24 protein-coding genes and 5 pseudogenes are annotated in these 26263 nt (G+C 70.5%); 15 read left to right on the top strand and 14 right to left on the bottom strand.

What is annotated here, in order from left to right; genetic code table 11:
- Positions 1-227: hypothetical protein (locus tag AB8A24_RS07335; protein ID WP_369475164.1), on the top strand; the 227-nt coding region annotated here is incomplete at its 5' end.
- Between the two features lie 43 nt (positions 228-270).
- Here the strand turns inward: AB8A24_RS07335 and AB8A24_RS07330 are convergent.
- Positions 271-966, bottom strand: coding sequence for a TetR/AcrR family transcriptional regulator (locus AB8A24_RS07330; RefSeq protein WP_328959786.1), 696 nt, complete (start codon positions 964-966; stop codon positions 271-273).
- 172 nt (positions 967-1138) lie between these two features.
- Here AB8A24_RS07330 and AB8A24_RS07325 point away from each other — a divergent pair, with 172 nt between their 5' ends.
- Positions 1139-1978 (top strand): MBL fold metallo-hydrolase, encoded by an 840-nt coding sequence (locus AB8A24_RS07325; RefSeq protein WP_369475163.1) that lies wholly within the window; start codon positions 1139-1141, stop codon positions 1976-1978.
- Between the two features lie 533 nt (positions 1979-2511).
- Here the strand turns inward: AB8A24_RS07325 and AB8A24_RS07320 are convergent.
- Positions 2512-2700, bottom strand: a pseudogene (locus tag AB8A24_RS07320) (SAM-dependent methyltransferase); the annotation flags it as partial.
- 5 nt (positions 2701-2705) lie between these two features.
- On the opposite strand from AB8A24_RS07320, the pseudogene AB8A24_RS07315 reads away from it, so the two are divergent.
- A pseudogene (locus tag AB8A24_RS07315) lies at positions 2706-3083 on the top strand (TetR/AcrR family transcriptional regulator); the annotation flags it as partial.
- 913 nt (positions 3084-3996) lie between these two features.
- Here the strand turns inward: AB8A24_RS07315 and AB8A24_RS07310 are convergent.
- Both AB8A24_RS07310 and AB8A24_RS07305 read right to left on the bottom strand, forming a co-directional pair.
- Positions 3997-4422 carry a DUF4267 domain-containing protein gene (locus tag AB8A24_RS07310; RefSeq protein ID WP_328959784.1) on the bottom strand — a complete coding sequence of 142 codons (426 nt, stop codon included), beginning with the start codon at positions 4420-4422 and terminating at the stop codon, positions 3997-3999.
- 147 nt (positions 4423-4569) lie between these two features.
- Positions 4570-5016 carry a DUF1772 domain-containing protein gene (locus tag AB8A24_RS07305; protein WP_328959783.1) on the bottom strand — a complete coding sequence of 149 codons (447 nt, stop codon included), beginning with the start codon at positions 5014-5016 and terminating at the stop codon, positions 4570-4572.
- A 90-nt stretch (positions 5017-5106) separates the two neighbouring features.
- Between AB8A24_RS07305 and AB8A24_RS07300 the strand changes: the two genes are divergently transcribed.
- The gene (locus AB8A24_RS07300) at positions 5107-5685 is read left to right on the top strand and encodes a TetR/AcrR family transcriptional regulator (RefSeq protein ID WP_328959782.1); all 579 of its coding nucleotides are present in this window, start codon (positions 5107-5109) and stop codon (positions 5683-5685) included.
- Positions 5686-5911: 226 nt separating this feature from the next.
- Here AB8A24_RS07300 and AB8A24_RS07295 read toward each other — a convergent pair whose 3' ends face one another.
- The gene (locus tag AB8A24_RS07295) at positions 5912-6379 is read right to left on the bottom strand and encodes a hypothetical protein (RefSeq protein WP_328959781.1); all 468 of its coding nucleotides are present in this window, start codon (positions 6377-6379) and stop codon (positions 5912-5914) included.
- Between the two features lie 22 nt (positions 6380-6401).
- Between AB8A24_RS07295 and AB8A24_RS07290 the strand changes: the two are divergent.
- Positions 6402-6938, top strand: a pseudogene (locus AB8A24_RS07290) (transposase family protein); the annotation flags it as partial.
- A gap of 60 nt (positions 6939-6998) precedes the next feature.
- Here AB8A24_RS07290 and AB8A24_RS07285 read toward each other — a convergent pair.
- On the bottom strand, positions 6999-7916 hold the full coding sequence (locus tag AB8A24_RS07285) for a virginiamycin B lyase (protein ID WP_369475162.1): 918 nt from the start codon (positions 7914-7916) through the stop codon (positions 6999-7001).
- Between the two features lie 54 nt (positions 7917-7970).
- Complete coding sequence (locus AB8A24_RS07280; protein WP_369475161.1) at positions 7971-9662, bottom strand: ABC-F family ATP-binding cassette domain-containing protein; 1692 nt, start codon at positions 9660-9662, stop codon at positions 7971-7973.
- A gap of 122 nt (positions 9663-9784) precedes the next feature.
- On the opposite strand from AB8A24_RS07280, the gene AB8A24_RS07275 reads away from it, so the two are divergent.
- Positions 9785-10429, top strand: coding sequence for a TetR/AcrR family transcriptional regulator (locus tag AB8A24_RS07275; RefSeq protein ID WP_369475160.1), 645 nt, complete (start codon positions 9785-9787; stop codon positions 10427-10429).
- A gap of 870 nt (positions 10430-11299) precedes the next feature.
- Here the strand turns inward: AB8A24_RS07275 and AB8A24_RS07270 are convergent.
- The gene (locus AB8A24_RS07270; RefSeq protein WP_369475159.1) at positions 11300-11803 is read right to left on the bottom strand and encodes a hypothetical protein; all 504 of its coding nucleotides are present in this window, start codon (positions 11801-11803) and stop codon (positions 11300-11302) included.
- A gap of 9 nt (positions 11804-11812) precedes the next feature.
- On the opposite strand from AB8A24_RS07270, the pseudogene AB8A24_RS07265 reads away from it, so the two are divergent.
- Both AB8A24_RS07265 and AB8A24_RS07260 read left to right on the top strand, forming a co-directional pair.
- Positions 11813-11947 (top strand): annotated as a pseudogene (locus tag AB8A24_RS07265) (HNH endonuclease); the annotation flags it as partial.
- A gap of 284 nt (positions 11948-12231) precedes the next feature.
- Positions 12232-13101: an IS5 family transposase gene (locus AB8A24_RS07260; protein ID WP_369475158.1), complete on the top strand. Its 870-nt coding sequence runs from the start codon at positions 12232-12234 to the stop codon at positions 13099-13101.
- Between the two features lie 137 nt (positions 13102-13238).
- Here AB8A24_RS07260 and AB8A24_RS07255 read toward each other — a convergent pair whose 3' ends face one another.
- From AB8A24_RS07255 to AB8A24_RS07245, 3 genes are all read right to left on the bottom strand, one after another.
- Positions 13239-14048 carry a hypothetical protein gene (locus AB8A24_RS07255; protein WP_369475157.1) on the bottom strand — a complete coding sequence of 270 codons (810 nt, stop codon included), beginning with the start codon at positions 14046-14048 and terminating at the stop codon, positions 13239-13241.
- A gap of 1467 nt (positions 14049-15515) precedes the next feature.
- A complete protein-coding gene (locus tag AB8A24_RS07250; protein ID WP_369475156.1) occupies positions 15516-16163 on the bottom strand; it encodes a hypothetical protein in 648 nt (215 codons plus the stop codon).
- 282 nt (positions 16164-16445) lie between these two features.
- Positions 16446-17633 (bottom strand): MFS transporter, encoded by a 1188-nt coding sequence (locus AB8A24_RS07245; RefSeq protein WP_328959771.1) that lies wholly within the window; start codon positions 17631-17633, stop codon positions 16446-16448.
- A gap of 79 nt (positions 17634-17712) precedes the next feature.
- Here AB8A24_RS07245 and AB8A24_RS07240 point away from each other — a divergent pair, with 79 nt between their 5' ends.
- From AB8A24_RS07240 to AB8A24_RS07225, 4 genes are all read left to right on the top strand, one after another.
- Positions 17713-18102: a MerR family transcriptional regulator gene (locus AB8A24_RS07240; RefSeq protein WP_328965751.1), complete on the top strand. Its 390-nt coding sequence runs from the start codon at positions 17713-17715 to the stop codon at positions 18100-18102.
- A 66-nt stretch (positions 18103-18168) separates the two neighbouring features.
- Positions 18169-18366: a hypothetical protein gene (locus tag AB8A24_RS07235; RefSeq protein WP_328959770.1), complete on the top strand. Its 198-nt coding sequence runs from the start codon at positions 18169-18171 to the stop codon at positions 18364-18366.
- Positions 18363-18806, top strand: a complete 444-nt coding sequence (locus AB8A24_RS07230) for a DUF4279 domain-containing protein (RefSeq protein ID WP_328959769.1) — start codon at positions 18363-18365, stop codon at positions 18804-18806. The genes AB8A24_RS07235 and AB8A24_RS07230 overlap by 4 nt, the downstream gene beginning before the upstream one ends.
- A gap of 453 nt (positions 18807-19259) precedes the next feature.
- Entirely contained in the window at positions 19260-19388 is a 129-nt protein-coding gene (locus tag AB8A24_RS07225) for a hypothetical protein (RefSeq protein WP_328959768.1), read from the top strand.
- A gap of 176 nt (positions 19389-19564) precedes the next feature.
- Here AB8A24_RS07225 and secD read toward each other — a convergent pair whose 3' ends face one another.
- Both secD and AB8A24_RS07215 read right to left on the bottom strand, forming a co-directional pair.
- Positions 19565-21913 carry a protein translocase subunit SecD gene (gene secD / locus AB8A24_RS07220; RefSeq protein ID WP_369475155.1) on the bottom strand — a complete coding sequence of 783 codons (2349 nt, stop codon included), beginning with the start codon at positions 21911-21913 and terminating at the stop codon, positions 19565-19567.
- 99 nt (positions 21914-22012) lie between these two features.
- Positions 22013-22390 carry a hypothetical protein gene (locus tag AB8A24_RS07215; RefSeq protein WP_369475154.1) on the bottom strand — a complete coding sequence of 126 codons (378 nt, stop codon included), beginning with the start codon at positions 22388-22390 and terminating at the stop codon, positions 22013-22015.
- Positions 22391-22861: 471 nt separating this feature from the next.
- Between AB8A24_RS07215 and AB8A24_RS07210 the strand changes: the two are divergent.
- Both AB8A24_RS07210 and AB8A24_RS07205 read left to right on the top strand, forming a co-directional pair.
- Positions 22862-23131: pseudogene (locus AB8A24_RS07210) on the top strand (crosslink repair DNA glycosylase YcaQ family protein); the annotation flags it as partial.
- Positions 23132-23497: 366 nt separating this feature from the next.
- Positions 23498-24223 carry an ATP synthase F0 subunit B gene (locus tag AB8A24_RS07205; protein WP_328959765.1) on the top strand — a complete coding sequence of 242 codons (726 nt, stop codon included), beginning with the start codon at positions 23498-23500 and terminating at the stop codon, positions 24221-24223.
- A 69-nt stretch (positions 24224-24292) separates the two neighbouring features.
- Here AB8A24_RS07205 and AB8A24_RS07200 read toward each other — a convergent pair whose 3' ends face one another.
- Positions 24293-24424 (bottom strand): hypothetical protein, encoded by a 132-nt coding sequence (locus AB8A24_RS07200; RefSeq protein WP_328959764.1) that lies wholly within the window; start codon positions 24422-24424, stop codon positions 24293-24295.
- Positions 24425-24582: 158 nt separating this feature from the next.
- Between AB8A24_RS07200 and AB8A24_RS07195 the strand changes: the two genes are divergently transcribed.
- Positions 24583-26202: a hypothetical protein gene (locus AB8A24_RS07195; RefSeq protein ID WP_369475153.1), complete on the top strand. Its 1620-nt coding sequence runs from the start codon at positions 24583-24585 to the stop codon at positions 26200-26202.
- Positions 26203-26263: the final 61 nt, after the last annotated feature.

Below are 26263 nucleotides of genomic sequence, written 5' to 3'. Positions count from 1 at the left end.
GACTCGCCGAGTTCTGCCGGGGCGAATCCGTGTCCGGCCTCCCCTCGGGTGTGGGGGCATGGTGTTCCAGGCGTCGGCCGAAGCTGAGCGATGTGCTGTTCGCCGTACTGGAGGTGGAGTTGCATCCTCGCCTACGGCCGCCCGCTGTGGTGGTGCGGCGCCAAGATGCGACGTTCCCGATCAGCCCCGAGGAGGAAGGCGGCATCGCCACCGTCCCACCCGCGTGAGCCCCCGGATCCGCCGGGCCGACAGAGCCCTCCCGCGGGCCCTTCAGGACGAGGGCGAGGGCGTGTGCGGTGCGGGGCTGGGGGCCGGGCTCTGGGTGAGGCGTCGCGTGTGCGTGGTGGTGGGCGTGGGCCGGTGGGACTCAGGGGCGGTTTCCCGCGCCAGGCCGTTGAAGGTGGCGAAGACCAGACGTTCGGTCTGGCATTCCATGCCTTCCCGGTCATCGATGTGCACGAGGCCGTCGATGAGCAGGACGGCCAGGCCGTGGATGGCGGCCCAGACCACGAATTCGGCGCCCGGGCGGGTTCCCGGGGGCAGGTGGCCCGTTTCGGTCAAGCGGTCGAGTTCGGTCGCGAGCACGTCGTGCGGGTGGGGTGAGATGGCGGACTGCGCCGTTGTGGCGCCGCCGCGCAAGACGAGCCGGGCGACGGCCGGGTCTTCGACGGCCCAGGTGACATAGGCGCGCCCGCATGCGGCGAGGCGTTCGGGACCCTGCTCCAGCGCCGCGTCCATGGCGTCGCGCAGGCGGTTCCCCAGCCGGGCCAGCACGACCTCGGACAGGGCGGACACGAGTGCGTCACGCGAGGCGAAGTGGTGGTAGGCGGCGCTGGGGCTGACACCGACCCGCGCCGATGCTTCACGCAGCGACCAGCCGTCGGCCCCCCGCTCCCGTACGAGGGTCTCTGCCGCGTCGAGCAACGCGCCGTGCAGGTCCCCGTGGTGATATCGCTCCTTCGCCATGGCTCCATCTTAGCCCTGTTCAGATTGGGTGTTACGCTCGGACCGAAATCTCAACACTGTTCAGATTTGGAGTTGTGTCATGTGCGCCACCGACCCCGCGCCTCTCGCTTCCGACGGCGCGCCGGATGTCCTGCACGGCCCCCCGCCCGTCGTAGCGGGATCTCCCGTCGAAGTGTCCGAGGGCGTTTTCGTCATCCCGGACCACCGCGTCGAGTTGGTCCCGAACGTCGGCATCGTCCTCGGGGAGAAGGCCGCGCTGGTCATCGACACCGGCATCGGCCCCCGCAACGGTGCACTGGTGCTGGAGCAGGCCCGGCGCCTGGCCGGCGGCCGCCGCCTGTACCTGACCCTCACCCACTTCCATCCTGAGCACGGCTTCGGCGCGCAGGCGTTCAAGGGCGCCGCCACGATCGTCTACAACAGCGGCCAGCGCGCCGAACTGCGGCGCAAGGGAGCCGGCTACCTCGACATGTTCAAGGGCCTGAGCCCCGCGGTCGCTGCCGAACTCGAAGGAGTCGAACTGGTCGACCCCGATCTGGTCTACGAGGGCGAGGCCGAGATCGACCTCGGCGGCCGTACCGTGCTGCTGCGCGAGGTCGGTCCCGCGCACACCCGATCCGACCAGATCGTCCTCGTGGACGGCCGGGTGCTGTTCGCCGGCGATCTGCTGGAGACCCGCATCTTCCCGATCGCCCCGTACTTCCCGCCCCACGACACCGATGTGGACGGAGAGGGCTGGATCGGCGTGCTCGACGAGCTTGCCGCACTCGCCCCACAGACCGTCGTTCCCGGTCACGGCGAGGTGACCGACGCCTCGCTCATCCACGACGTCCGCGACTACCTCGCCTACGTCCGCGACGAAGCCCTGCGGCTGCGCGAGCGCGGCGCCACCGCCGACAAGACGGCCGCCACCATCGCCGAGAACGCCCGTACCCGCTGGCCTTCCTGGGAACGCCCCGAGTGGATCGGCCTCGCCGCCCGCGCCTTCTACGACACCAGCGCATCGGCCTGAACCCCGCCACCCGCGAACATCACCACTCGGGCCCCGAGCCCCAGCGCCGATGAACCCGGCGCCACCATCACGACGCACCCGACTCCGGAGCGGGGGCGCCGGAATCGCACGGAGAGAGCCCGTGGCGACCGCGTGCGTTCACCCCCTTTGGTCCCGCAACCCCGCCGATTCTGCGCGGCGTGCTCGGCCGCGCCGTGCGGGCAGGAACCCGATCCACTTCCACGAGAGGACGTCACTGGATGTCCGGCTTTCCCCATGTTCTGAGAACCTCCTGGTTACGGCCCTTTTCCTTAGGCGGCAACCATCGTCCGAGCGGTCTGATCGCCGGTCTCACGATCGTCCTGATCGTGTGCGGCCTGCTGGCCGTGCCCTCGGGGGCGAGCGCCGCCGACCCGAACCGCCGCGGGCACTGCCGCAGAACGCCACCGACAACGATGCGACCTGCCCAGGCCCGTCGCGATAGTCGTGTGGGACGTCGCCGAGCTCACCAGTCTGCTCGCGCCCGGCGACGCCCGAGGTTTGCGGCGGTCAGGTCAGGCCCTATCGGATCGTGTCGAGGTGATCACGACGGATGTGTAGGGCATGGTGGCATGGCCGCCGAGCAAGTCGATCGCAGTCCCGACGCTGTCCAGGACCTCCGCCACGCCGAAGGTGGGGAGCTGGTCGAGCCACTCCTCTCGGGAATAGGTGCGCTCCCACGTGAAGCGCCACTGTTCCGGCTCAGGCTCTGCGCGCGGCCGCAGGCACCGGGAGCGTGGTGGACAATCTCGCCGACGCACTGCGGGACCTGTTCGGGCCGATCACGGTAGCGATCGTCGCGCTCATCACCTTCCGCGACGGCCTCCGCGCCCGGCTGCGTGAGGCCGGTCTGCCCGGCATCCCACTGGCCGTGCAAGGCACCGCCATGATCGCCGCTTACATCACCGCCGAGCGGGAGTTCGGGCGCCTGGCCGACGACGCCGACATCGACACAATCGCCTCCATCCTCGTCGGGGCCGGGCACCTGCTGTTCGCCGACCGGGCAAGCGCGCCACCGCAGACCGCCGCTGTCCGCAAGATGGTGACCACCGTCATTGCCGGCGCCTTGCGACCACCTCAGACGTGACCCAAGCGCCCATGTCCCCCGCCTCTGCCCCCGGATCTGGTAGGCCTCCGCGGCGCGGCCGCCCGCGCACCCAGGAGTCACCCGTCCACCACACCCGGTGAGACGATCACCGGGCCACGGCTCGCAGATGACGGAGTGCTCCGACAACTCCCGCGCCCCGGAACGTGTGGCGCACCTTGGGTGCTAGCGCGGACGCACGTCTTCATCCCGTTCCGGGCTTCGTTCTGGGCGACCCACCCGACGGCCGCCGACGACACCCGATCGCGTTCAGCTCGCCGGAGGTCAGCGGACGCGAAGGGCAATGTGCCGCCTCATCCACGGCGTCCTCGAGCACCACGACGGTCAACTTCAGGACGACGCCACCGTCCTGTTCTGCGAATGGCTCGGCACCACACCGCACCCCACAGGGCGGGCGGCAGCCCTCGCCGGCGTCCCCCGGACGGCCACCGCAGCCCCCGCCGGCGACAACGGGACGCCCGCCGGCGAACGCTGGCAGCCGCCGTCAACGCCCGCACCCTGGCCGCCGTCGGCGACGTCCCTGGCGCCCGCCCCCAGCGGTGGACGACGTCCGCACCCTGGCCGAACAGCTGGACGGACCCGAGGCGCCGGACACCCGGTTCGGATACCCGGCCCAGAAGCGCCACGTGCACCTCCCCGAGGCGTAGCGACACCCCCGCCGCGTACGGGGCGCAGGCCGACGCCCTGGCCCTGACGTCCTCGCCATCGGTGATGACCCACGCCCTGATCGCCATGGACACCGTCGCGTGCCTTCGGGTCGACGGAGATCCGAGCGCGGCCGCCGCGATGGCCGCCGCTGTCTACGACCGGCTGCAGCCTCCACCGGTGAGTGGCTCTGGTGAGGTCGGGCCTGGCATGGGGCGAAACCCGCGAATTGGTCACGACCCGATCCGCGCTAGGCGGGCTGCGGGGCGGGCGTTCCCTGAGCGACCGCGGCGTTGCGGGTCTCGTGCATGACCAGCAGGCCGTTGACCACCATCAGTGTCGCGGTCAGGCAGTGGACGCCGAGCGCGGTGGCCACGGAGCCGTGGTGGGCCAGCACGTTGGTCATGTCGCCGTACGCGGCGAGTGCTTCCACCAGCAGCACCCAGCCCAGCGCCCGGCGGTGACCCGTCACCAGCAGGATGCCCAGGACCAGGGCCAGGACGACGTCACGGATTCCCTTGATGATCAGGAAGCCGTCGCCGTCGCCGGACGGCCAACTCGGCAGGCCGTAGCCGGGCGCCGTCGTCTCCGGGCTCAGGATGTACTCCGTCCCGAACCAGAGGATGAAGAGGATGAAGGCGGCGGCCAGGACGGTGTTGATCTTCTTCAGCGACATTGATCTCCTCCATGTGTGTCTTCGTCAGCTTGGTGAGCTTCGTGGAGCTCGCCGAGTCGTGTGGGGTCTGATCAGGCCGCGTGGACACGGCCGATCGAGGCGTGCAGCTTGCCGGGATCGCAGCTGTGGGATCTCAGCGGCAGGTACTCAGACGAGGGCGGCGACCAGGAGGGTGAACGCGGCGACGATGACGGCGACGCGGATGTAGTGGTAGCGGTCCCAGCGGTGCAGCTGCTCCTTCCAGTCGGAGGGCCGGTCCTCGGGGGTCCAGGTCTTGTTCCGGTTGTTGATCGGGACGAGCAGCAGGATCGACATGACCACGCTGAGGATCAGCAGTCCGGCGGCTGTGACGACGAGTCCGGCGCCGTGGTGGTGCCATCCGGCGACGGCCCAGATCGCGCTGAGGACGAGTGAGCCGATGTACCAGAACGGCATCAGGGCGCCGAGCATCCGGCCGCCGTGGGCGTGGCCGAGCTGGCCGCTGTCCTCGGGCAGTGCGTCCAGGATCCGGTTCATGATGAAGGCGACGGAGAACTCCACCCCCACCATCAGGCCGACGACGACGGTGGTGACGACCTCGAGTGCGTTGAGCATGACGATCCCTCCGCGAACTAGCGACGCTAGATGATGAGGCAACGCTAGTACTGCTAACGCTCGCATGTCTAGCAATGCTAGGATCGAATCATGTCGGTACAGGAACGCAAGCAGCGCGAACGGGCGGACCGCGAGCGCCTCATCGTGGCGACGGCCCGCGAACTCGCCGAGCAGCAGGGCTGGGACGCGGTCACCACCCGCCGGCTCGCCGAGCGCATCGAATACAGCCAGCCGGTCCTCTACAGCCACTTCCGCGGCAAACGCGAGATCATCGGCGCCGTCGCCCTCGAGGGCGCGACCGAGATGGCCGCGGCGCTGCGGGCCGCGACCTCCGCCACGAACGGCCCGCGCGAGCGGGTTGCCGCCCTCGCCCGCGTCTACCTCGACTTCGCCGCACGCAACCCGGCGGTCTACGACGCCTTGTTCCAGCTCGACGGCGGCCTGGCGTACGCGCAGGAGGACACCCCCGAGCCGCTGAAGGACGCGTTCGCCGCCTTGCTGGAAACCCTCGGCGAGGTCGCCGGCGACGGCGTCCACCCGGGGTTGTTCACCGAGGTGTTCTGGGCGGCGCTGCACGGCCTGGCGACCCTGACCCGAGCGGGCCGCCTGCTGCCCGAGGACGCCGAGTCGAGGGTGGAGCTGTTGGTGGACCGGCTCGCCATGGTCTGACACACCGTCCCGGCGGGCACGCGGCCGGGTTCCTCGCGCCGCTGCCTGCCTGAGGCAACACTTCCGGTCACTCGTATCACTCGTACCCACACGGCGCAGCCGCAGATCGCCGGACCCCGCACCCCAGACGGGGTACCCACCCCGGAGGCTGCGATGATCATCGATCAGGACCCGATACACGCCCTAAGGGCTGTCCCGTAGTGATCTTCGGAGTCCGGCAGCTGGGCTATCCCATGACCGCTCGGGCCGCGTCGAGGAACGTCAGCCGGTTGTCCTCCAAGTAGTCCCGCACGCTCTCGCCGTCGGGCAAGCCTTCCCACACCGTCCGGTTGAGGTCGAGGAAGTACGCACGGGCCGCGTCATGTACGGGCAGCGCGAACTGGATGCGGATGAGCCGCTCTGCGACCCACAGCCTGTTCATGACGCCCTGGGTCGTGACGTACCAGGCGTGGGTATCGTCCCACTCGGAAGGCCGACTGAACGCGGAGCGTTCGGCCTCGGCCGCCACCTCGATGAACCGCTCCAGCAACGCCAGCCGTTCCGCGCGCCGAGCCTCTGACAACGCGCTCTGCTGTCGCTGCTGTTCAGCACGTTCCGCTGACAACTGGGTCCTGTGCTGGACGAGGTAGGACAGCATGCCGCCGAGGACAACGCCGCCCACCGATATGAGGGACACCCAGACCTGACCTGACATGGTCGCTATGGTCCCATGCCTTGTGGCCGGTGTGATCACGGCGTCGGAGCCGTCCTGGATGGCCCCGTTCACCGGGCTGAGCCCGCGCCTGTTCGGGAAGCCGGCGACTGTGCCGCGGCGCGAGGGTGCGGATGCGGTTCGCAAGGGCAGGCCGTGGAGCCTTCCGCTGGAGGACCGGGCACTGCTGGATACGGCTTACTGGCGCACGAACTTGACGATGCGGCAGCTCGCCCCGCTGTTCGGGGTGTCCAAGTCGGCAGCGGACCGCATCATCGACCACCTCGAGCCGATGCTCGCGCTCCAGCCCCGCAATCGGTTCACCAAGGACACCGTGCTCATCGTGGACGGCACCCTGCCTGGTCCCGACCCGGGACCACGCCGTGGCCGCCCAGTCGAAGAACTATCGGTACTCCACCAACCGCCAGGTGGTCGTCGACGCCGACACCCGCCTGATCGTCGTGGTGGGCGGGCCACTTACCGGAAACGAAACGACTGCAAGGCATGGGAGGAATCCGGCGCCGAAGCCGCCGTCGGCAAGACACTCACCATCGCCGACGGTGCTGCTGCGCTGCGGGGTCGGTTCTTCCTGGCTCTGCCGGCCTTGCCGTCCATTCGGGTCTCAGGCGGCGTGGTGTACCTCCCACCTGGAGATGCCGCTGCGCTCCTCTGCGACGTACAGGGTGCCGTCCGGGCCGAAGGCCAGCCCGTGGGGTTCACGGTCGAAGGCCGAGAGCGGGTGTTCGGTGACCTTCCCGTCCGGGGTGACGGAGCCGATCCGGCCGGTGGCCCACTCGGTGAACCAGCAGGTCCCGTCCGGGGCGATCGCGACGGCGTGGGGGCGGCAGCCGGCCTCGGGCAGCGCGAACCCGGTGATCTCCACGCCTGCCCTGCCGGTCGTGAGCCGTCCGATCCGCCCCGCGCCGATCTCGGCGAACCACAGGCTCCCGTCCGGGCCGGCCGCGATCCCGACCGGGGCGGCGCCGGGCCCGGGCAGGGGGTGGAGCCGGACCTCGCCGGAGACGGTGATCCGGCCGATCGCGTTCGCCTGGTTGAGGGTGAACCACAGGGCTCCGTCGGGTCCCGCCGTGAGGAAGGACGGGAATCCCCCTGCGCACGGCAGGGGGAACTCGCGGACCTCGCCGTCCGCGCCGATCCGGCCGATGCGGTCGCTGTTCGTCAGGGTGAACCACACGGCGCCGTCGGGCCCGGCCGCGATCCCGTAGGGCCCGCCCGCGCCGCCGGGAAGCGCGTACGAGCGGGTCTCGCCGTCCACCGTGATCCGGCCGATCCGGTGGTCGCGGTACCGGGTGAACCACAGCGCGCCGTCCGGTCCGGCGGTGATCAGGGTGGGGCCGCAGTCGGGGGAGTCCAGTGCGAACTCCTCGACGTGGCCGGTCGACGGGGTGAGGCGGGCGATGCGCCCGGCGTGGACGAGGGTGCACCACACGTGCCCGTCCGGCCCGACGGCGAGCGCGTACGGGCCGGAGCCGTGGGTGGGCAGGGCGAGGGTGCCGAGCGGGCTTACGGAGGTGGTCAAGGCGAGGCGTCCTTTCGGCGGGAGGGGGAGGAGGGCTGAGCATCCGGCCGGTCGTCACGGGCATGCGCGGGCTGCGGTGGGCGCCGGGGCACGCAGGGCGAGCCGGTCGCCCGGCCAGCGGGCGCACAGCCGCCGGTCGTGGCTGACGACGACGACCGCTCCGGCGAACCGGGCCAGCGCCTCCTCCAGCTCCTCCGCCAGCGCGGGGGAGAGGTGGTTGGTGGGCTCGTCCAGCAGCAGGACGTCTGTCGGTTCGGTGACCAGGCGGGCCAGGGCCAGCCGCTGCCGTTGCCCTACGGACAGGGAGCCGACCGGAGCGGAAAGCCGGTCGCGGGCGAACAGGCCCAGGGACAGGAGCTGTTCGGCGTGCTCCTCGGGAGTCCCGGGGCGGCCTTCGGCGTAGGCCGCGAGCAGCGTCCCGCGACCCGTGCCGGCGTCGGTGTGCTGGGCCAGCAGCCCGGTCCGGCCGTGCTGGATGACCTGCCCGAGGTCGGGGGCCAGGGCGCCGGCCAGAACGTGCAGCAGGGTGCTCTTGCCCGCCCCGTTCGGGCCTGTGACCAGTAGCCGGCCGCCGGCCGGCACGGTCACGTCCACCGGAGCGAGCCGCCCCACGACCGCGATGCCTGCCGCGGCCAGCGGCACGCGTCGCGCGTCGCCGGACCCGGCCGGTTCGGCGGGCGTTTCAGGTCCGGCGGTAGGGGCGGCTGTGGCTGTGGCGGTGCGCGGTACGGCGGTGAACCGCAGCGGGTCCGCGGGTGCGGGCACCGGCCGGGCCAGCAGCCGGGCGAGCCGTTCTTCGGCGTTGCGGACCCGGCTCGCGAGGGACTGCTGGACCCGGCCGGCGGCGCGGTCGTACGCCATCTTGTTGCCGTCCTTCATGGCGCGACCGGGTGCTACCCGGCGGGCGGTGACGGCGGTGGTCTCGCGCAGCCGGGCCGTCTCGGCCCGCCAGGCGGTGTAGGCCTCGGCGCGGCGCCGCCGCTCGGCGGCGCGCTCGGCGAGGTACCCGGTGTAGCCGTTGCCGTACCGCACGGTTCTGTGGAGGTCGCCGTCGACCTCCAGGAGGGAGGTGGCGACGCGTTCCAGGAAGGCCCGGTCGTGGGAGACCGCGACCGTGATGCCGCGCCGGGCCCGCAGGTGGTCCTCCAGCCAGGTCAAGGCGGCGCCGTCGAGGTGGTTGGTGGGTTCGTCGAGGAGCAGCACTTCCGGGGCGGCGGCGAGCAGTACGGCCAGGCGCAGGCGTACGGCCTCGCCGCCGGACAGGCCGCCGACCGTGCGCTCGCGGGGCAGGCCCGGCAGGCCGAGGCCGTGCAGGGAACGCTCCACGCGGGCGTCCGCGTCGTACCCGCCGCGCAGTTCGAAGGCGGTGAGGGCGTCGGCGTACAGGGTGAGGGTCTCGGCGGTGGCGTCGCCGCCGGTCATGCGGGCCTCCAGCCGACGCAGGTCCCGCTCCAGGGCACGCAGCTCGGCGAGGGCGCGGTCCACCACCTGTTGGACGGTCAGGTGTGGGGGGAGGCTTTCCTCTTGCGCGAGGTAGCCGACGCCGCCTTCGGTGTGCAGGACGACCTCGCCGCGGTCGGGGCGCTCGGCCCCGGCCAGCAGCCGGAGCAGGGTGGACTTGCCCGAGCCGTTCTCGCCGACGATGCCGAGACGCTCGCCGACGGGGACGGAGCAGTCGACGGAGTCGAGGACCAGGCGGCCTTCGTAGGACTTGGTGAGGTCAGACGCGGTGAGCTGTGCGGTCACAGGGCGGCTCCAGCGGTTCGGGGGCGGGGGTCGTCACGGCGGCGGTGTGATAGGCGGTAATGCGGTGGGTGGCCACGGGACTTCTCCTTTTAAGGCGACGGATGTTGCGTTAAAATGCTGGCATGGATTCCCTCGCGCAGGCAAGCGAAGATTCCGGCCAACAGGAACCGGTCACGAGGCGGCGCCGGACCGGCGGCCGGAGCGCCCGTGTCCGCGTCCAAGTGCTGCAGTCGGTGAGCGCGCTGCTCCTGGAGGCCGGGTACGACGGGCTGACGGTCGACGCGGTCGCCGAACGCGCCGGCGTCCACCGCACGACCGTCTACCGGCGCTGGCGCGACGTCGGGCACCTGCTGGCCGACGTACTCGACTCCGCGTCCGACGACACGTGGAGCCCACCGGACACCGGGTCGCTGGAGGACGACCTGACCGCCCTCAACCAGGAGGTGTACGAGGCACTCGCGGGCGGCGGGCCCAACCTGACCACGGCCCTGATCGCCGCCGGATTCCGCTCGACGGAGGCGGCGACGGCCCTGTCGCGCTTCTGGGAGGACCGCTACGCACGGTGCGCGGTGGTCGTCACCCGCGCAGCCGACCGGGGCGAACTGCCCGGCCCCGTCGACAGCCGGGCGCTGCTCGTCGCGGCGACCGCCCCGCTCTACCACGAGCTGCTCCTGCTCCGGGCCGTCGCCGACCCGACGCTGCCGCACCGCGCCGCCCGGGCCGCGGCCGCGGCGGGCGGCGCCGGCGCCTTCAGCACACCGCAATGACCCGGAACCAACTGCCCGCAGCCGGCCACCCCGGCACCCGCTCCCGCCGGCGCCGGAGGTGGTGGGCCTGAGCGAGAACGCCATGCGGTACTACGGGCCGCGACGGGGTCGTATGACCGTCACTCGCTTGTCGTTGGAGGCGTTGCAGCGCCGGGCCGCCACCCGAGCCCGCGGCGCCGCCGCCCGGCCTACTTCGCCTTCGACCTCTTGCAGCAGGACGGCCAGGAGCTTGTGACGCGCCCGTACGCCGGTTGGCGCGCACTGCTGGAGAACCTGTTCTCCGAGCACGCACTGACGGCCCCGTGGCGTTGTGGCCGATGACGACAGAGGCCGCCGTCCCCGCTCACCGCGGCCGGCCGCGCTCGGAGAGGGGGAGGTCGCTGGAGGTGACGTGGCGTCGGGGTGGGGGAGAGAAGGGACTGACAGCTGGCGCCCGGCGGGGTACCGGCCGGGGCGGGGCCGGAGGGGGTGTGGCGGGGTGGTTCTCGCGGCGTGTGGAGGGGGAGCGGACCGGGGCGGGTACGGCGCCGCGGGCCTGGGACTGTCGGCGCTGGCGGGCGTGGCGGTGCTGTCCCGCGTGTGGCGGTCGGGAGTACTCTGCACGCCGTCGGCCGCCACGTCGTCGCCCCTGCGGGCGCGGTGGATGGGCGGGGGCCGGGCGCAGGCCGACCAGGAGCGCTCCATGCGGCTGTTGGCGGCCGCAGACCGGGCCTTCGACTCCGACGCCGGGGCCGACGTGCTCGCCGCAGAGGTGCCGACGTTTGAGCAGAGCGTGCCAGTCGGCGGTGGAAGCCTCCGTCCCCAGAAGCACCCGGCACCGGCCGCCCTCCTCCCGCCCGGTATCCGGCAGCGCAGCTATCGCCCAGATGGTCAGCCGCCCGCCACCGGGCGGCTCGTACCGCACCACGCGCTCCGCGCGCAGCAGCACGGCGTGCGCTGCGCTCGTGAGTCCACCCTGTGTGGAGGCCTTCGGTGCCGTTTGCGCCGGTGGGGACCTGCTTCCCAGGGCCGGCCGGACGCGGCGAGTACCGCGTGGTTCGGTAGGCGGATCGTGTGCAGGGCCTTGTTGTCCGCGGTGGTGGCGGGGAGCTGGAGCTCGCCGTCGACGGTGGTGGCGCCCAGGGACTTGGCAGTGACGGTGCCGAGGGCGTCCTTCAGGTCAACGAAGGTGTCCCAGCTGCCGTTGCTCTTGCGGATGGCGTGGTACTGGTGCGTGCCGTTGTCGGCGGCGATGACGATATGGGCGTCGCTGCCGGTGCCCGCCATGGTGACCGAGGTGATCGGGCCGGTGGGGTTGGCGGCCTGGGCGACGTTGCCCCAGAGCGACCAGTTGCCGGCAGGGGTGCGGATCGTGTGGAACACCTGCCCGGACACGCTGGTTATGCGGTCTCCGCGGCCTCGAATCGGAGCAAGGCGGACCGGGATCCGGCGGAGTGGCTGCCCCCGGCCGTCGGCTACCACTGCGAGTACGTGGCCAAGTGGGTGGGCACCGAGCTGCGGTGGGACCTGGCCGCGGATGGCATGCAATGAACAACAAATGATCACACCATAAGAAACGAGGTCTTAGAGGTCCTTTTATTCCGGAATCTAGAGATTTGATGCGATTCTTGAGGGAGTCGGCTGCGGTGCGGTAGTGACCATTGATGGAGTCGGTGTCTGTGGGGTGTGTGGGGTGGCTTGTGGGGCGGGCTGGTTCTTGTGCCTGTCTCATCCCAGGAAGTCCGGCCGTGGATGGCCCGCGTGCTTCCAATGTCGCAGCCGTGCGCCTGGGCGCATTCGGTCCGCGGCGGTACGCCGGAATCATGACAACGCGACGTCCGTATCCGAGTGATCTGTCCGATGCGCGCTGGGAGTTGATCGAGCCGGTGCTGTCCGCGTGGCGTTTCGAGCGGCGTGGCCGGGCTCTGGATTTCGGCCGGCCTCCGCGGCATGACCTGCGCGAGATCATGAACGCGATCCTCTACGTGGACCGCACCGGCTGCCAGTGGGCCTACCTCCCGCATGACTTCCCGCCGCATCAGAGCGTCTACGGCTACTTCGCCAGATGGGCTGACGAGGGCGTGTTCGCCCAGCTCAATGGCCTGCTCAGGCAGCTTTTGCGGGAGAAGGAAGGGCGGAATGCCGAGCCGTCCGCGTGTGTGATCGACGCTCAGAGCGTCAAGACCTCCACCAGCGTTCCTGCCGCCAGCCAGGGCATCGACGCGGGCAAGAAGATCGCGGGCCGCAAACGGAGCATCGTCACCGACACGCTCGGCCTCCTCCTCGCCGTGCTGGTCACCGCGGCCGGCGTGCAGGACTCCGTGGCCGGCACCCGCCTCATCGACCAGGCCGCCGCCGACCACCCGTCAATCCGCAAAGTGTGGGTCGACGGCGGATACCGCCAGCACCTCGTCGAGCATGCCGCCGCGCTGGGCATCGACATGGAAATCACCGCACGCAAGCCCGGGACCAAGGGTTTCACCCCCATACCCGAGCGGTGGGCAATCGAGCGGACCTACGGCCGGCTCATGCTCCACCGCCGCCTGGCCCGCGACTACGAAACCCTGCCCACCCGCTCCGAGGCCATCATCCACATCGCGATGACCGACCTCATGGCCCGCCGCCTCACCGGCGAGAACACCATCTCCTGGCGCGATCCGACACACCAGACCAAACGGCCGATCACGGGATAAAACAGCGGGATAAAACGACCTCTTAGGGGTGAGCAAGGGCGCAGCGCCAGGCGGTCGAGGGTTTGCCCCTCGTCACTACCTGGCGCTGCGCATCACGCGAACGGCCGGTGCGGCACCCGCTCCCGGTGGGGATCAGCTCAGTGCGACGAGCCGACCGTTTCCTTTTCCTTGTCCTTGTGCTTGCTCGGGACCGGACGGAAGTTGCTGTTCGTCACGCAGCCGAGGTTCCGGTAGATGCGGTCGTTCGTCTGCGGGTCGTGGCCGACGAGGTGGTACTGGCAGGCCCCTTCGATGAACCTGGCTTCGATGCCGCCGGGGAAGTCGATCTCCTTGTTCCACAGGTATTGCGATGTGAGGCCGGTCTGCCGCGCGGTGGCGTTGATGTCGATCCCGCCGGGAGCCTGGATCGCGTAGACCCAGCCGTCGTTCCCGCCCCCCGTGGCGAATTCCTGCGCCACCCACCGCTCACAACTGGTGCTCACGTGCGCGGCGCCCGTCTGCCCGGCACCCCCGGTGATCCAATCCACCAGCGGGGTGAGATTCGAGCCCCGCGGGGCGAAGCCGCTGGCGAAGATCGTTTGGGGGTCTCGCGTGTCGCCCCGCCACAGCGTGTTCACGTCGTGCCGCCAGTACCAGGCCTCCTGCACCGCGTGGAGGTCCACGTCCGGCCGGATCGTGGGGTCCGTCGTGGTCTGCAGCCACTCCGACGCGCGGTAGCCGCCGGTCGGGCCGCAGGGGCCGGTATCACGGATCTGCTGCGGGGTGCCCGGGTACGGGTCCGCCGCGGCGCCGGCGGGTGAGCCGAACCCCAAGGAGACGGCGGCCAGGACGGTGGCGGAAGCGATCCGGATTGCGGTTTTCAACACAGTCGGTACAACCTCTTCGCTCGGTGCACAGGACTCGGTGTTATTAGCCGGATTTCGGACGTAGCCGACCTTTGTCCGCATCCGTCACCCGCTGGCATCACGAGACCCACCCACCCGGCGCAGCCCGCCGGCCCGGCGAACCCTCCCTTCACAACGCCAGGTCGTCTCGGTGCAGTGCCTCGCAAGGCGGAGGGGCGCCGCCCGTGTGCTGGACGTACTGGGGCGCTCCGACAGCGCGGCGAGGTCGCAGCCGCACCGGTGGCGGTGACGACCTGCGCGCGGGCCTTGGTGGTGGTCCGCTCGCTCATGCTGCGGCCGCCCCTTCCGCCGGTTCGGAGGTGTGGGGGCGGGCGGCGTGCCGCAGCTCGACGCTGCCGGCCCGCCAGGCGGCGGCCGTCCAGTAGGGGTGCGGTACTGGTCCCGCCGGAGGTCGGGCCACCACCCGTCGCGGAGGCGCATTGACCTCGTGGTTCACGGTCGGAGCGAAGTTCGCTTGAATGGGTGACTGTCTTGCTTGCGCGAACCGCAAGGCTCTGGCCGGTAGTCCTGGCTCACATCCTGCTCTTGAGAGAGGGTGAGCGTTCTGCCCAGGGGCACTGTGACGTGGTTCGATCCGAAAACTGGAGTTGGCGTCATCGCGTGGGGCGAGGTCGAACCGGACGCCGTTGTGTACTCCTCAGCCATCCAGCTCTGTTGTCGTGCACGCGCTCTGGTGGCGGCCGAGACTGTCATCCTCGACGTGATCAAGGACTCTCAGGGAGTCTGGGCGGCAAACGTTCGCCGGGCAGGGCCTTGTTGTTGAGGCTGCCGAGCGGGAACTGCTGGGGCAGAACCGGCGGTTTACCCAGAGGCGTCAGCAGGGGTGAACTGCGGGGATGTGTCAGCGGCGTCCTTTGGCCTCTTCAGACAGAAGGTGGAGCCCGTGCGAGTCAGACGCTTGGTCATCAGCGTGATCGCGGCCAAGTGGTCAGCGTCTCCGCGGCGTTCGTGGGCAGGCCCGGGCCTCCGTGCTCTGGAGCCCGGGGTCGGCGGTGCCACCGCCGTAAGGCGCCCTCTACGGGCCGTGTCTCCCTTCGGGGCCGGAACGGCTTCGGGGGCCGTGCGAGTCCGAAGGCGTGCAGTGGCCTCGAGGACGAGATCGAACTCGTCGAATAACGGCCGCCACCCCCGGAACGACGCGCCGGCGCACGATCGTCCCTCCACCCCGGCGGCGGGGGCTGGCCGCTGCGACGGCGACCCGGGCCGCGCCCGGCTGCCGGCTTTCTGAAGGCCTTCGGTGCCCAACCACGCTACTGATGCGGTGCCCTGGTCCCGCGTCAGCGCGGGCAGCGCCTCCGCGCAGTCCGCCAGGCGCATTCTTCCCCGTACGCCTCGTCCGCCCCCGTCCGCCCCCGTCCGGGTCGGTGAGGACGAGCGGCAGCACGGTGTCTCGGTTCTGCCCGTGCCGCAGCCGGGCCTGCGTCGGGCGCATGGGTCGGGATCGGAGCCCTCCGACACTGGGCGCCGGTCGGCGAAGCGTCGACTCCGGGTAGAGGGGGGCGGGCGCGGCTACAGGTGTGCCAGGTGCTCGCGGACGGGGCTGGCGAGCTCGGCGTGGAAGTCGATGCGGTCCTGGGCCTGGAGGACCTGGGCGCAGACGGTGAGCAGGCCGGTGCGGGCTTCGGGTCGGTCCAGGACGGGGGCCAGCTGGGCCCTGATGCGGGCGGCCGTGTCGGGGGTGAGCAGGGCGTAGACGTACAGGGTGGCGGCGTTGTATCCGTAGGGGGCGCGGCCCCATCCTTCCCGGTCGAGGATGTGCGGGCCGCGGGTGATGTTGCCGTCGTGGAGGTCGCCGTGGGCGGTGGTCCAGGTGACGGCGTCGATCTGGTGGCCGGTGTACTCGGGGATGACGTGGCGCAGGTACTCCTCGCGTACGGCCTCGCGGTCCGCCGGCGGTGGGACGTCGGCGAGGGCGGCCAGGGCGGCGACGATCTCCTTCCACCAGGTCTCGGGCAGGCCGGGGTCCTCGTCGAGGACGGGGCGCGGGGAGACGATCGGGTCGGGGCGTAGGCGTACAGCTCGGCCCGGTAGGCGTAGCCCTCGGTGGTCCGGTCCCGGATGCGGAACAGGTCGGGGCGCGGCACCGACACGGGCAGGGCGCGGCAGGGAGACCTGCTCGGCCCAGGTACCGCGGCTGGTGGCGATCTGTGCGGACATCGCTATTACCTGGCCCCCAGGGCGGTAGCGGGAGTGGTCGGAGGCGGTGACGACTCCGGCCAGATCCCACCCAAGGTGGCGGGGAGTTGGGGCCCGACTCCCCATGCGCGGGTTTTCCGGTCCACCGGGTTCAGGCTGCCGGCGACGGTACGGATCAGTACTTCGCCAACTCCTGGAGTGGGCTGGGGAATCTCCTGGACGGACAGAACTTCGGGCCCGCCGTGACGAGCGATTCGGATCGCGTACATGGCGACCTCCTGTGCGAGGCGAGTGGACAGGGAATCAGGTGACCGAAGCTTCGTGTGCGGCGTCCTTCGCCGACGTCCCTGTCCGGGGCAGGACGAGATAGGTCAGGGCCAGTCCGATCAGGCTCAGTACCGCGCCCGCCAGGCCGGTCCACCGCAGAGCACCGGCGGCGACGATCGCGCCGCCGATGACCGAGCCGGCTGCTGCACCGAGGTTGAAGGCGCCCACGTTGACGGAGACCGCCAGGCTCGGCGCGGCGCCCGCGTGGTGCAGGATCAGTCCCTGCAGCGGGGCGATGGTCGCGGTGGCGAACAGACCGAGTACCAGGACTGCTGCCACGGCGGTGGGCTGCCACACCACGGCGAACGGGACGAGCAGGAGCGTCCCCGCCAACCCGCCGAAGACCCCGCGTACGGTGGCGCTCATCGACTTGTCGGTCAGCTTTCCGGCGGTGAGGTTGCCAAGGAAGCTACCCGCGCCGTAGGCGAGCAGCAGACCGGAGACCGCCGCGGCGGAGAAGCCGGAGACCCGGGTCAGCAGCGGGGCGATGTAGGTGAACACTGTGGCGACCCCGGAGAAGCCCACCGCGGTGGTGGCGATGGCGAGCATGACCGGCCGACGCGTCACCACGCGTATTTCGTCACGCAGTCGCGTGGACGGTGCTTCCTGCCGGGGCAGTACGGCGGCCAGGAGCACGGTGCCCACCAGGGACAGAACGGTCAGCGCGGCGAATGGAGCCCGCCATCCGGCGCCCTGCCCGAGCAGTGCCCCCAGGGGCACTCCGAGGAGCGTGGCCACAGTGAAGCCGGAGGCCACGGTGGCGATGGCCGAGCCCGTCTTCTCGGCCGGGACCACCCGAGTCGCCGTTACCAGCGCCAGGGCCAGGAAGGCGGCGTGACTCAGCGAGGACACCATGCGGCCCACCAGGAGCAGGCCGAACGACGGCGCCACGGCGCTGATCGCGCTGCCCGCCGCGAACAGCAGCATCAGCCCGATGGCGAGGCCCTTGCGCGGCAGACGCGAGGTCAGCAGGGCCATGAGCGGCCCTCCGACCACGACTCCGAGCGCGTATGCGGTCACCGCTTGTCCGGCGGTTCCCACGGAGACATCCAGATCCTCGCCGACCTGGGGCAACAACCCGGCGATCAGGTACTCCGAAGTACCCACGACGAAGACGCTTGCGCACAACGCGGCGAGCGTCGCGAAACCCTTGTTCACCTTCATGCCGCAGACGCTAAAGTCTCACATCGGTATGAGAGTCAAGTCGAACGGGCAATGTCCGCGCGACTATCAGGAGGTCCATGTGCGTATAGGTGAGTTGTCCCGGCGGACCGACGTGGCCGTGTACTTGTTGCGCTACTACGAGGAGCAGGGTCTGCTCCATCCGCAGCGTCGCCCCAGCGGTTACCGGGAGTACGTCGAGGAGGACGTTGCCGTTGTCCGCCGCATCCGCAGCCTGCTGGCCGCCGGCCTGGGCACCTCTACGATCACCGCGGTCCTGCCGTGCCTGCGGGATACCGGCGACCGTCTCGTCCCCACCTGCTCGGACCTGCTTGCCGACCTCCACCAGGAGCGCGACCGCATCGCTCAGGTCATCAGCGACCTTCAGGCTTCCATGGACGCGCTCGATAACGTCATCGCTGCGGCCCCAGCCGACGTCACTCGCAGGGCACTGGCTTCACTCGACGTGTAAACGAATCGGCGCCAAATTGTCCCCGGTGCCATCCCCGACGCCGCAGCCATCAATCGTGGTTCGCTGGTGAAGCTCAAGGACAAGCAACTGAAGGAGGCCCTCGAGAAGCTCGACGAGGACCCGCACAGCTTCAAGGCCGACCGGGTCGGGGAGAATACGATGTCGCGATTCGATGCCATGCGTGACGCCGACAATCGGATCAACCTCGTGAGCAAGGACGGCAGGATCTTGGTTCCGACGAATTACAAGTACAAGAAGCCATGAGCGCATTTCGCATATATCTCAGAGTGGTCAGTGAGGCTTTGCAGCCGGAGGAAATCTCCATGAAGCTGGGGGCGGAGCCCGACGAGTCAACGTCAATCGGAAGCCGCAGGCGTCCCCAGTCACCACCGCAGTCCCACGCGACCTGGATCCGACGCGTCAGCACAACGGGAGGCGACGCCCGGCCGGAGGACATGGAGCCGGTGGTCCTCGGGTGGGGTGCGGATCTCGCTGTCGCCCTCGGTCGACTCGTAGACTCAGGAGAGGCTGCAGTCACCCTGGAAATCGTCCAGGAAATAAGGGACCTGGATGACCCACAGCAAAAAGGTATCTTCCTAGGAGCCAACCTGCTTTCCTGGATCGCGGCAGCCAAGGCATCGCTCGATATCGATCAGTACGTCTATCACGAGTGCGGCGACGAACCGGACGCTGCCATCCCGTAGGGGTTGGGGCTCCCTGTCGGTGTACGACGTCGTTGGACGGTGCGCCCCTGAGCCGGGCCCCGGGGATGTCCTGGTTGCCCCCCCGTGGCCTCCGGCCGCGGTGGCGGTGAGCCGGTCGGCCGCCGGGGGTGGGGGCGTGGTGTTCCAGGCGTCGGCGAGGAAGTCGGCGGCGTAAAGCGGTGTCGGCCCCGGGCCCGAGCAGGCGACGGGTGCAGCCGCGCTCGCACGTGCCGTCCGCTCCGAAGGCGGCCCGCCGCCACCAGGCGCAGCCCGGCGAGGGGCCCGCCGACGCTCAGCTGCGACGACCGCGTACGGGTCACACGGCGGCGGCCGCCTTCGAGAGGCGGCCCCAGCCCTGGCCCCGGGCGATCGCGGCGAGCAGCACCAGATCCCAGCCGGCGGCCGCGAGCGAGGCGGTGTCGGGCAGGCCAGCGTCGGCGAGGGTGGTACCAGGTGGTTCTGCGGACTCCCCCCGGCCAGCAGGCGGGGACCGTCCCGTACCCGCTGGGCTTCACACCGCCGCACCCGGCCAAGGGCGCCGCTGCCGAACGCAGCCGGTGGCTCGGAGTCCAGCCCGACTGATCCGGTACCGGCGGATCCAGTCCCCGGTGTCCCGCAGCGCGCAGGGAGCTCCACCACGGTGATACCGGCCCGCGCTGCGGGATGCCGGGGCAGCGGGGGTCTGGGGACCGGCGAAGGCCCCCAGCGGCCACTGAGCTCGCCCACCCGCTCTCGACCTCAGGGCCGTCCTCGCGGGCTCAGACGACCGCCCCCGTCCCCCTCTCCTTCTTCCTCCGCGCCTCCAACGGGCCGTACCCGTCAGGGACTTCCTTCGCAGCGCGGCGGTTCCGTGCCGGTGGGGGTGTCGGGTTGCGGTGTTCCAGGGCGATCGCGATCGGGACCGCGGTGAAGATGGTCGAGGCGATGCCGACCAGGACGCCCGCGATCAGCGCCACGGAGAAGTCCGCCAGCGAGTCGCCGCCCAGTACCGCCAGTGCGGTCAGGATGAACAGGGCTCCCATACCCGTGTTCACCGTGCGCGGGAGTGTCTGGACCACCGCGTGGTTGGCCGCTTTCTCCAGGTCGCCTTGGGGGTCTCGGCGTCGCGCTTCGCGGACGCGGTCGAAGACGACCACCGTGTCGTTCACGGAGTAGCCGATCACCGTGAGCAGCGCCGCCAGGAAGACGCTGTCCACCGGCCTGCCCAGCCAGGCGAACAGGCCCACCACGAGGAGGACGTCGTGGACCATCGCAGAGACTGCCGCTGCCGCCAAGGTCCAGCGGAACCGCACGCTGAGGTAGATCAGCTGGGCGACCACCGCGATGCCCAGGGCCAGGAGCGCCTTGTGGCGCAGTTCGCTGCCGAGGCTCGGGCCGATCTGTTCGTCACGCTCCACCGTGACGGTCCCGCCGGGCTTCTCCAAGGCCGCCTTGACGCGCTGCTGTTCGTCGTCGGTGAGCTTCTCCGTGCGTACGGTGATGTCGCCGTCGCCGGACTCCTGCACCACCGCGCGCGGGAACCCCGCGTCGGACACGGCGTTCCGGGCCGTGTCCGCGTCGACGGACCTGCTGGTGCTGTACTCGACGAGGCGGCCGCCGGTGAACTCCACGCCGAAGTCCAGGCCGCGGATGAGGATTCCTGCGACGGCCACCGCCACCAGGAGTGCGCTCGCGCCGAGCCGACGGCGACGGTGGCGGACCAGGTTCGGGTTGCGGCGGGACAGCCATGTGCGGACCCGGCCCGTCGAGGTGATGCCCGTCAGACCGGGGCGCTTGCGTACGAAGCTGCGGGCGACGGCGAAGTCCGCGAGCGCGCGGGTGATCACGAGCGCCGTGAGCATCGATGCCAGGACGCCGATGCACAGGGTGACCCCGAAGCCCTTGACCGGGCCCGTGGCGAAGAAGAACAGCAATCCCGCGGCGAGCAGCGTCGTCACGTTCGAGTCGATCACCGCGCTCCACGCCTTCGCGAAGCCGGTCTTCACCGCCTTCGCCAAGTCCTTGGAACGGACGCCCAGGTACTCCTCCCTGGCCCGTTCGAAGACCAGGACGTTCGCGTCCACCGCCATGCCGATCGCCAGGACGAACCCGGCGAGCCCCGGCAGTGTGAGCGTCGCGCCGAGCGCCACCAGAGCGGCGTACGAGATGAGGCCGTACAGCGCGAGGGCCAAGGCGGCGAGCGCGCCAAGGAGCCGGTAGACGACGGTGATGAACAGTGCGGTCAGGGCGATGCCGATGAGCGCGGCCTTGGTGCTCGCCTCGATTGCGTCGGCGCCGAGCGTCGGGCCGACCGTGCGCTGCTCCACGACGTCGAGGGGCACCGGCAGCGCGCCGCCCTTCACGAGCGCCGCCAGCTCGCGCGCATCGGCCCGGCCGAAGCCGCCGCTGATCTGCGTGGAGCCGCCGGTGATACCGGTCCCGCACACCACGTCCGCGGTGACGCCGGGCGCCGAGATGATCTTGTTGTCGAGGGTGATGACGACGCGGCGTTCCGGAGCGCCCTGAGGCGCGCAGGCCGCGTCCGAGGTGATCTTTGCCCAGGTGTCGCCCGCGCCCTTGCGGAAGTCGAGGGAGACCATCCAGCCGCTGAGCGACTGCTGGTCCAGGACCGCCTCGGCGTCCTCGACCCCTTCGCCGGTGAGGGCGGTGGGACCCAGCTTCAGGTGGTTGCCCGGCCGGTCCGGGTCGGGCAGGGTGCGCGATCCGTCGGCCTCGGGCTTCGCGGAGCCCTTGTCGGCCGTCGCCCCCGTCACCGGGTGGACCGTGAGCTGTGCGGTGCGGCCGATGACCTCGGCGGCCTTGCGTGGGTCCTGCACTCCGGGCAGTTCGACGATGATCCGTTTCTCTCCGGAGCGGGCGATGCCGGGTTCGGAGACGCCGAGGGCGTCGACGCGCTGCCTGAGGACCTCCAGAGCGCGGTCGGTGGATGTGGCGTCGGCCTTGACGGTGGGTGAGTCCCGGGTCTCCAGGACGATCTGGGTGCCGCCGCGCAGATCGAGGCCGAGGCGGGCGGATTGGGTGAGGGCGATGTAGAGGGACAGCGCGACTGCTGCCAGCGCGACGATCGCCCTCCACAAGGGTGGGCGGGACAAGGGTGCGCGAGACATGCGTACTCCACGATGAGGGCAGGACGGAGGGACGCGTGACCGGCCCCGCGCGGTGTGCGCCGGGTCAGAAGGGTCAGGCGTCGATGACGGTCTGCGTGCTCATCGGTGGGGCGGGCCGCGCGGGGCGGCGGACCCGGCCGGCCTGCGCGGCGGCGCGAGTGCGGTGGCGGGGCCCGTGTCGGGCCCGCCCAGGGCGCGGCGCGGGGCCGTGTCGACGGCCGTACGCGCGGGGCCCGCAGGCTGCGGGCCCGGGATGTGGGCGTCAGGTCGGTGGGTGACCGCGACATGCCGCGCCGGGACGTCGTCCGGTCCTGCCCCTTGTCCGGCGTGCCCCGCCACCGTGTGGTGGGCGAGCGGCTTGTCGGCGGGCATGGGCATGCCCTGCGCCCCGGCCACCGGGACGAACAGCGCGAGGACGGTGACGACGAAGGTCAGCGCGGACGCGGCCAGGCGCGCGGAGCGGCTCTGTTGCGGCACGCGTCCCCCCATCCCTTCGGTGCTCGTCGGGTGCGCACGGCGTGGCCCCGCCCTGCTCAACGTATGGGGTGCCCCGGTCCGTTCCGTGTTCCTCGGCGGTTCTTCGGAAGCCGAAGAACTTCAGCAACAGCGCGAAACCCAGCCGGCTCGCCGCCCCCGACTTGCTCCGAAGCCGCTCCTGGTCCTCCTCCAAACAGCGTCCAGACCTTGATCAAGTCCTCCGGCTTCCACTCCTGCCGCACTCCGCACTCCCGCCGGTCTTCGTGACCGGACCAACGTCGCGGAGCGGCTCCTCAAGAATCCGGAAAGATCGAAAACCCGGACAAGCCCACCCCGGATTTGCTACAGGGAGCTACTTGTCACTTCGTGGCGACTAACAGGCCCGGGCCGTACTGTGCGACCGCATCACCCTGAGATGGCCCGCTCCCGCTGTGCAGCCTGCGTTGAAAGACTGAAGCCGGTGCCGGCTGGAACTGGGGCCCGACCAAGGCCACGGTGGAATTCCTCCTGTGGTCCGGGGAGCTCGCCTCCACCCACCTGTTCGACCTGGCGGAGCGCTGCATCCCCGCCGCATACCTGAACGACGCGCTCACCGACGACGCATGCCCGACCCAGCTCCTCGAGCGCGCCGGGAACGCATCGGGTGTGGCCACGGCGAATGACCTCGGCGACTACCTCCGTATCCCCACCGCCACCGCGGCTCGCCTCCTCCCGACACCCGGCTCACACCCGTACGGGTAGAAGGCCGGGGGCCCGCCTGGGCCGACCCCGACGCCGTAACACGCACCATGAGGCGCCATCGGGAACCGGCGTTGCTGGGGCCGTTCGACAACCTGATCTGACATTGGCCCCGGGTCCGGCGCCTCTTCGGCTTCACGCAGGTTTCGAGGCCTACAAGCCCGCAGCACGCCGCCAGGCACCGACCCCGTGGTGGCCGAGCGCGACTTTCCCGGCCTCGAGGCGCGGCTGGACGATCCTCCGCTTCGGTCGGCGGAGTTCGGGCCGGCTCCGGACGGGGCGAGGCGTCCGCAGCCGTTCGGCGCAATCCGCATACGTACGGCCTCACCGCCCTCTAGCGTGGCTTTTCCGTACAGGCAGGGGGGTTTGATGGCAGCCGAAGAACCCGAGGTCGAGCCGCAGGACCGCGAGGCGATCGAGGCATACGAAGGCGCACTGGCCACCTTCACCGAGAAGCTGAACCTCCTCCACATATCAGGCGGCTGCCCCGCCTACGCGACCGTCGCCTCCGCCTCGGTGCGCCCGCGCCTGACCACGACCGGCCTGAACGAGATGCTCTCCGGAAAACGCCTGCCCTTGCTCGAGTCGCTCCTCGAGTTCGTCCGCATCGTCACCACCCCGAGCGGCCTGGACAAGCCGGCCGCCGAGAAGTTCCGAGCCGATCCCGCGCTCGTCGACCAGTGGCGCGGGTACTGGCAGGACGTCAAGCTGCTCCAGTGCCGGGCCCAGCCCGCGAACAAGCGCGTGCGCGCCACGGTCCGGGAGGTCCACGACAACGCCTTACGCGAAGCCGAAGCCCTCCGCCACGACGCACACGCGGAAGCCGAACGGATCCGCACGAATGCGGAGGCCGACGCCGAGCGACTCCGCGAGCAGGCCCGAAAGGACGCCGACGGGATCCTGGAGCGGGCCCGTGAGACGGCTGCCGTACCCCTCCCGAACGGGCCCGATCCACAACGCGTCGGGCGTGGAGTCTTCCGCGCCGCCCTGCCGACGTCGACGGGAAGGGCTCAGCCCCGCGGACGGAGCCGGCACGCGCCCCCCTGGCCTGAGGCCGGCTGCGAGACCCGGCCGTCGGCGGGCCGCCACCCCTGAGGTAGGGAGTGGCGGCCCTGGGCCGTGTTCGCCAGGAGGTCGTTGCGCCTACTGGCGGGTGTTGCGGGTTCAGCTGTTCCGGTTGCGGGCCTTGGTCCGGATCTTCTTGGCCAGGTACCCGGTCCCGGCGACGAGGCAGGCGGCGATGACGTTGCCGAGCAGGTCGTGGCCGAGGAATGCGTACAGCGTGGACAGGCTCATGGTGTTCTCCCCTGGTCGCAGAGCCGGTTGAGGTGAGGAGAGATTCGCCGCGCCGGGCCTGTCCATGGGCAGGTGCGAGGCGTTGTGCCTGCTGGGAGGGGGTTCGGGCGTGGTCATCGGATGGTCAGGGTTGGACGACAGGGTGGGAGAGGGGCGCGGTGTCTCCGCAGCGTGAGATCAACAACGAGACGGCGGCCGGCCGGTTGGCCCTGTTCCTGGTGGCTTTGACCAGGGGCACATCGGTGCGGGACCTGGCCGACAGGTTCGGCCGGAGCAGTTCCAGCTGGGGGAACTACCTCAACGGCTCGCAGCTCATCCCCAAGCCCTTGGTCGGGAAACTGGTGGAGGCCTTCACCCCGCCCGGCGCCCGCCGCAGCACCGCGTCGGTCCAGGCGTTGGAGCTGTGGAAGGCGGCGGACATCGAACGCCGTGCCGGTCGGTTACCGGGTGGCGGGGAACTGGTGCGCCAGCACCAGCGGCGCGACGACGCACTCCAGCAGGTCATCAAGTACCAGGCGCTCGCGGCGAACGCGGAGAAGCACCTCGCGGAACTACGGCCCATGCTCGCCTACACCCAGAGCCGGCTGGAGAACGCCGAGCTTCAGCTGAAGCTCGGCGGCGAACGCGAGCAGGCGAGGGTGGAGCGCCGGCTCGGCCAGGCCAAGGAGCGCCTCAGCCGGGTCCACGTGCAGCAGGAACGGGCCCGCACCCGCAGGATGACGGCGGAGGAACAGCAGGAGTTCTGGATGGCCGAAGCCATGGTCGCGCAGGAGGAGATCAGCCGGCTGGAACGCGAGGCACAGGACCTCGTGGTCGTCCCGCCCGGCGCACTCGAACCGGTCCGTGCCGATACCGCCGATGCGGTGGACGACTCCGATTTCGAAGCCCGCCTGGAGCACATCACCGTCGAGGGCCTCCACGATGATGCGCTCATCGAGGAAGACCTCCAGCCCACCCCCGCGACCCCCGACACCGCCGAGCTCCAGGTACTCCTCGTCGGCGAGGAACGTGTCCAACCCCTGTCCAACACGGAAGAGGTCCCCCAGCAGCAGCCCCCTGTCCGCCCCGCTGGTCATGAGGACCTGACTGCGGCCGCCCGTGGCGTCCAACGCGCGTCCAAAGTTGCGTTGGACAAGCCTCCCACCGGCAACGACGTGGAACGGAACGCCTCGGACCCTCCAACGCAATCGCAGCATGCGCAAGCTCCGCGATCGCGTCTCCCAGAAGAGGCAGTTGACGGATCGCGTCTTGTCCCGGATACACGGCGCCTCTGGGTCGGCACACGGGCGGCAATCCGGCTCGGGCTGCTGGAGGTGGTGGACGAGGCGACGCCCGGCACAGCCGTCGGCGCGACCAGGGAGGGCACCCCGGCACCGGTGGACCTCTGGCTCAGCCGCTACGCCAAGACGCCACTCGGCTCCGTCCTCCTCGCACCCGGCATTGCCATGCTTGAGCTCGCCCATGCAGCGCGCAGGGCAGGGGCAAACCCGGCCCTGCTGCTCAGGATTTGTGCAGGCATGAGCGCACTGGGCCTGAGCGTCTTCCTGTACTTGATCGGCCAGGGCGTGGCCGCCGAACGAGACAACTGGGGCACGCAGCTCGCCGACGTGTTCGTGGGCATCGTCTTCTACCTCCCACCGCTGTACGGGGGGCTGAGGCTGATGAAGATCCCGAACAAACCCGCATGGATCCTGGCCGCCGGCATCCACCTGACGTGGTCGGTGCTGCTGCTCTTCGACCTGTTCCCCTGGACTGCTCTCAGCTTCGGGACCAAGTAGGGGTCACCGGCCGCCCCGCCTACGACGGGGACATCGCCGACGGCTCCCTACTCGACCAGAT

The sequence above is a fragment of the Streptomyces sp. BF23-19 genome (genome assembly GCF_041106355.1).
GTDB classification, from domain to species: domain Bacteria; phylum Actinomycetota; class Actinomycetes; order Streptomycetales; family Streptomycetaceae; genus Streptomyces; species Streptomyces virginiae_A.
Note: the sequence above shows the minus strand (reverse complement) of the source record. Positions and strands in the feature narration are given on the sequence as shown.

Bases quoted from the DNA above. Each gene is read 5' to 3' on its own strand.
- AB8A24_RS07330 (WP_328959786.1), bottom strand. From the start codon at position 966: ATGGCGAAGGAGCGATATCACCACGGGGACCTGCACGGCGCGTTGCTC.
- AB8A24_RS07310 (WP_328959784.1), bottom strand. From the start codon at position 4,422: ATGTCGCTGAAGAAGATCAACACCGTCCTGGCCGCCGCCTTCATCCTC.
- AB8A24_RS07305 (WP_328959783.1), bottom strand. From the start codon at position 5,016: ATGCTCAACGCACTCGAGGTCGTCACCACCGTCGTCGTCGGCCTGATG.
- AB8A24_RS07300 (WP_328959782.1), top strand. From the start codon at position 5,107: ATGTCGGTACAGGAACGCAAGCAGCGCGAACGGGCGGACCGCGAGCGC.
- AB8A24_RS07295 (WP_328959781.1), bottom strand. From the start codon at position 6,379: ATGTCAGGTCAGGTCTGGGTGTCCCTCATATCGGTGGGCGGCGTTGTC.
- AB8A24_RS07275 (WP_369475160.1), top strand. From the start codon at position 9,785: ATGGATTCCCTCGCGCAGGCAAGCGAAGATTCCGGCCAACAGGAACCG.
- AB8A24_RS07260 (WP_369475158.1), top strand. From the start codon at position 12,232: ATGACAACGCGACGTCCGTATCCGAGTGATCTGTCCGATGCGCGCTGG.
- AB8A24_RS07255 (WP_369475157.1), bottom strand. From the start codon at position 14,048: ATGCGGACAAAGGTCGGCTACGTCCGAAATCCGGCTAATAACACCGAG.
- AB8A24_RS07250 (WP_369475156.1), bottom strand. From the start codon at position 16,163: ATGTCCGCACAGATCGCCACCAGCCGCGGTACCTGGGCCGAGCAGGTC.
- AB8A24_RS07245 (WP_328959771.1), bottom strand. From the start codon at position 17,633: ATGAAGGTGAACAAGGGTTTCGCGACGCTCGCCGCGTTGTGCGCAAGC.
- AB8A24_RS07230 (WP_328959769.1), top strand. From the start codon at position 18,363: ATGAGCGCATTTCGCATATATCTCAGAGTGGTCAGTGAGGCTTTGCAG.
- secD (WP_369475155.1), bottom strand. From the start codon at position 21,913: ATGTCTCGCGCACCCTTGTCCCGCCCACCCTTGTGGAGGGCGATCGTC.
- AB8A24_RS07205 (WP_328959765.1), top strand. From the start codon at position 23,498: ATGGCAGCCGAAGAACCCGAGGTCGAGCCGCAGGACCGCGAGGCGATC.
- AB8A24_RS07200 (WP_328959764.1), bottom strand. From the start codon at position 24,424: ATGAGCCTGTCCACGCTGTACGCATTCCTCGGCCACGACCTGCTCGGC.